Raw genomic sequence first — 4351 nt, 5'->3', positions numbered from 1 at the left:
GCTTTAACCATCTCAACGATGGATTTTTTAAAGTCCTCTTCATAACGTGTAACCATAAATAAAAATGCTCCTATGATGATATTTTACCAAACTAGAAAAACTAGTCCGGAATCTCATCATAAGAGCACTACTATCGTCAAATGCATGAAGTGCCTCCGCCAAATTTTTCGCGACATTAATATTCTCAAGTTCAAATTTTTGACCTTGATTAATGAAATGGCCACGATATTTCATTATATGATGAAATGCCAAATAAACTAGGCGCAAATCTGCTTGCGCTGGGTTGTCTATCAATCGTTGACGCAAATGATAAATCGTGGGGTAAGCTTCATAGTAAGAAGTATCATCCTTGTAACTTTCACCTTCCCCCATATTACCGTTAAAAAACGGGTACAACACTTGCGAATTAGATTCAACCATTCGTGATTGCAAATGGCCATTTTCATCATGAACGGTTGAATGTTTTTGCTCCCTTATCATCTGTCTTCAAAAAGCTTTCATCCATCCGAATAAAGAAATTATCATCAAATTTCAAAATTTCATTTTCAAATAAGCCACGCAAATAGTTCAGACGCTCTTTACGACGTGCAATACGACGACGGTCAGCCGCTGTATCGGCTTCAGAGAACAAACGAACTCCCCAAAGATTCGTTCGTGATCGCTTGATAATACCATTATCGTTAATTTTTTTCTTCCCAGACGCAAGATTGAATTCATTATCAATCACGGCCCATCCAACTGAATTCGTCCCAATATCCAAACCAATTGTATATTTTTTATTAATCACTCAAATACTCCTTATCTATTAATGATATAGCTGATTATACTATATTGTTATGCTAATATTATGAAATGTTTTTTCTAGTTTTGTAAAATATGGTTCAGGTGTAAAAATTTTCAGATAAACTTATTTATTAGTATAACTATCATAATAATTTCAACGTCGAAAAGCCACGGGCCTTTTTGGACTATTTTATGTACAACCGCAATCCAACTTAACATATTTGAAACATGTCATTAAATTTTACCGACCTTATCTAACTTTAAGAGAGTTACCTATGTATTAGGCGGCCTTGACGGTAAGGTTGATTTAACGGGAATTACAATGAATGGGTACGTAAATAAGCCTGATGTCATTATTGTTGATGGCTATGCAGGACAAGCGACTGTTAAGCAAATTCAATCTAATTTGAATCGGGGGCATATTATCATTGATTAAGGTTAGCGTCCAGGAGCCTTGACCAAATATGTAAGATAATTTAAAATATAAACAAGTATTCTTCTTGATATGAATTTTATGTAGTTTATGTGTCATAAAAAGACCTAGCCTTAATTGGTTAGGTCTTTTTTGTTTGTTTACTTATTAAATTAAAAAATTGCAATTGCATTCTAACTATATTACAATAAAAACCATCCTTTTGTTTTGTTGTGTTTCGTAACTAACTAACCCAAAAAAACCTGACCTTAATTGGCCGGGGGCTTTTTTGTTGTGTATTTAATTAATCAGTTGCCCAGATAGTTTCAATGGATTCGCTAGTTAATGTTTCAATTTATTCAATCAATAGTAGGCCTGGAGTTTCCTCAATTACTTTGCGTATCTTGGTTAGCGCTATATCTCTCTGATGGCCATCAGTACGTTTAACAGTATCCTCAAGGTTCATTAATCGTGTTTCTACTGCCCAATAAGACTTATTGTATTCAATCACATACTGTATCCCAGCAATTGAAAGGACTTCATCATTGTCACATATGAGGTTCATTATTTACGTCCCTTTTTTTAGTCAATATATATATATCTATACATATTTATAAATCATGATTTTCAAAAAACTCTGCCAAAGCTATATTTAATAACTTAGTTGCTCCACCTGACTTTCTACCTAGATGGTCACCATAAGCCTTTAATTTGTCCCAATTTTCTGGTTCTATATAAGTTGAAAATCTAACTTTATCCACCTTATCTACAATCATTTCATTAATTAATTTTTTATTAACGTCAACATTAACTTCATTGTTAACGCCTTCGTTAGCGTTACTCTTACTGTCTTTTTTAACGTTATCTTTAATGTCATTAGTGACGTCCTTGTTAACGTTATCCTTAATATCCATGTTAACAATCTTATTTAAACTATCTAAGTTAAAACCTTTTTTGTCTCTAGCCAATGTATTCTAACTCCTTTGCTAATTCTTGATAAACTTCTGCATATGGTTTCAAGGTCTCAGGCACTTCTTCGAGTAATGTTACAGGGACATTTTCTCTAAGAGTTGTCTCAGCATACTTAATAGACTCTTTAATTACGATATCACTGAATTTAATATGTTGAGTTTTAGCAAATGCTTTAGCACTATCTATAAATGCGCGGTGCATTACCGTATGACGATATTTAACTGGTATCACAGACTTAACTTTTAAATCTGGGTTCTTATCTTTAAAGTTATTGACTGCTGTAACTGTTTTAACTAATGATCGGAACGCATAAGGTTCTGGCTGAAATGGAATAACAACCTCATCAACAGCTATAAATACATTAGCTGCAATCAATCCTAAAGCTGGCGGTGTATCTACTATAATGTAGTCATACTCCTCTTTAAATGACTCAATAGAATCCTTAAACAAGGCAAAAATATCATCATAAGTATCTTTAGCTAATAAGACTTCAATTTCAAAGTAACTCATGTCGTCATTGGCTACAATGATATCAAGGTTCTCCGCCAAATTGAGGACTGCATCATGTGGGTTATTTAGCTTAGGATTGTTAGTTAGTAAATCATAGATAGTCCACTCAATATCATCAGGGTCTTTACCAAATGTGGTGTATGAATTACCTTGTGAGTCTAAATCAACAATTAACACATGCTTACCTGCTTTTGATAATACACCAGCAAGATTAACTGATAATGAAGTTTTTAGAACTCCACCTTTGTTATTTGAAAATGCTATAACTTTAGCCATTTAGTCTACCTCCAGTAGTTTATGATTCTAACTATACCTTAATAACGTTATTATTAACAGTATTATCAACGTCAACAAGGACGTTGTCGTTAACAGTATCAAAGGCGCTATGTATAACGTTATCAATGACGTCATTATTTTTTGTTGATACATAAGGGTTTTTAGGCATTTTAAAAAATATTTTTGTTGCATACTTATCTGATGATATGATAAAGTAATATCAACTTAATAAATACGACAAAAAAAGACCCCCAACAAGTTGGCGCTTGTTGAGAGTCTGGAAGATATTAATTCACACTTAATGTCTACCAATCGGTAACGTACAAAAAACACACTTTTGTACGTCTATTTACGTAATAGTGTACGTTGCTTTTTTGGTTTTGTCAACAAAACAAATCAGATAAGGAAAGTAGAAACTATGACTAATTCAACTATTTCAGCTTCATCACAATTAACTTTCATGTACGATCGTACACCTCAATTTTTCCGAACAAATGAAAAGTACAATAAAGCAACTCGTGTAGCTGGTGACGTTTATACTTTACTTTTAGATCGTGTTGATTACTCTGAAAAAAATAATTTTGTTGATGAAAAGGGAAACACTGTAATCATTTACACTAATGAGCAATTGATGGAAGACTTAAATATCAAATCTAATGCTACTGTAGTATCTGCTAAGAAGGAGCTAGAATCATTAGGATTAATTGAACAACATCCACAAGGTGGTAAACGTCCTAATCTTATTTATGTAATGTTTCCTGCTGAAGAAGTTATGGTATCTACTGAGGAAGTAGAGGATAAAAAAGTTAAACGCCAAACAAACGTTGATACAAAAATAATCCAAGAAACTGAAAAGTCTGAAAATACTTCTAGCCGTTTAAAAATTAAACGCAATCTATTTAACCTAAATACTAATACTGATACTAATACTGATACTATCAGGGTTCCTGAAACTCAAGCAGTTGAAGACCCTGAAAAACCAGTTAAGGCTAGTGAAGTATTCAATAACGGTGTTAATAACTTATGGTTTGAAGACAAGGCACTCAATACAATGCAACGCATGGTTAATGGTTCACTTGAGGGTGTTCATGATTTAATCAGCACTATTCTTAACGCTAAGAAACGTGTTGAAACAACTGTTAAGAAAGCACTATGGTTAGACTACAATGATGAACAAACAACGGTAGTGATTGAATCAATCGATCGCTTATTTAAAGCTGGTAAAATTAAAGATTTAGAAGCATACGTCTACAACTCATTCAGAAACATGGTTGAGAACCGTTTGAATACACAAATGCAACATGGATTATTGTGATTTTAGCGGCGTTATTTGTAGTACACAACTTGATTGATAATTTTAGTGATTACATCACTTTGTGAAATACAAAAGCTGATAAA

General features: G+C 33.1%; 6 protein-coding genes. 1 reads left to right on the top strand and 5 read right to left on the bottom strand.

The window, feature by feature from the left end; translation table 11 throughout:
• Positions 1 to 39: 39 nt before the first annotated feature.
• The 5 genes from HF964_RS09745 to HF964_RS09725 all read right to left on the bottom strand — a co-directional run bounded on the left by HF964_RS09745 (position 40) and on the right by HF964_RS09725 (position 2953).
• Positions 40 to 480, bottom strand: coding sequence for a hypothetical protein (locus HF964_RS09745; protein ID WP_168722854.1), 441 nt, complete (start codon positions 478 to 480; stop codon positions 40 to 42).
• Positions 446 to 787, bottom strand: coding sequence for a hypothetical protein (locus HF964_RS10050; RefSeq protein WP_168722853.1), 342 nt, complete (start codon positions 785 to 787; stop codon positions 446 to 448). Before HF964_RS10050 ends, HF964_RS09745 begins: the two co-directional genes overlap by 35 nt.
• A 763-nt stretch (positions 788 to 1550) precedes the next feature.
• Positions 1551 to 1760: a hypothetical protein gene (locus HF964_RS09735; RefSeq protein ID WP_168722852.1), complete on the bottom strand. Its 210-nt coding sequence runs from the start codon at positions 1758 to 1760 to the stop codon at positions 1551 to 1553.
• Positions 1761 to 1806: 46 nt separating this feature from the next.
• On the bottom strand, positions 1807 to 2163 hold the full coding sequence (locus HF964_RS09730; RefSeq protein WP_168722851.1) for a hypothetical protein: 357 nt from the start codon (positions 2161 to 2163) through the stop codon (positions 1807 to 1809).
• Positions 2156 to 2953, bottom strand: coding sequence for a ParA family protein (locus tag HF964_RS09725; protein ID WP_168722850.1), 798 nt, complete (start codon positions 2951 to 2953; stop codon positions 2156 to 2158). The genes HF964_RS09730 and HF964_RS09725 overlap by 8 nt, the downstream gene beginning before the upstream one ends.
• 418 nt (positions 2954 to 3371) lie before the next feature.
• On the opposite strand from HF964_RS09725, the gene HF964_RS09720 reads away from it, so the two are divergent.
• Entirely contained in the window at positions 3372 to 4268 is an 897-nt protein-coding gene (locus HF964_RS09720) for a replication initiator protein A (protein ID WP_168722849.1), read from the top strand.
• Positions 4269 to 4351: the final 83 nt, after the last annotated feature.

The organism is Periweissella fabalis, from assembly GCF_012396505.1.
Classification (GTDB): domain Bacteria; phylum Bacillota; class Bacilli; order Lactobacillales; family Lactobacillaceae; genus Periweissella; species Periweissella fabalis.
The sequence above is the reverse complement of the archived record's forward strand: the minus strand, read 5'-3'. Positions and strand labels throughout refer to the sequence as shown.

Bases quoted from the DNA above. Each gene is read 5' to 3' on its own strand.
- HF964_RS09745 (WP_168722854.1), bottom strand. From the start codon at position 480: ATGATAAGGGAGCAAAAACATTCAACCGTTCATGATGAAAATGGCCAT.
- HF964_RS09735 (WP_168722852.1), bottom strand. From the start codon at position 1,760: ATGAACCTCATATGTGACAATGATGAAGTCCTTTCAATTGCTGGGATA.
- HF964_RS09725 (WP_168722850.1), bottom strand. From the start codon at position 2,953: ATGGCTAAAGTTATAGCATTTTCAAATAACAAAGGTGGAGTTCTAAAA.
- HF964_RS09720 (WP_168722849.1), top strand. From the start codon at position 3,372: ATGACTAATTCAACTATTTCAGCTTCATCACAATTAACTTTCATGTAC.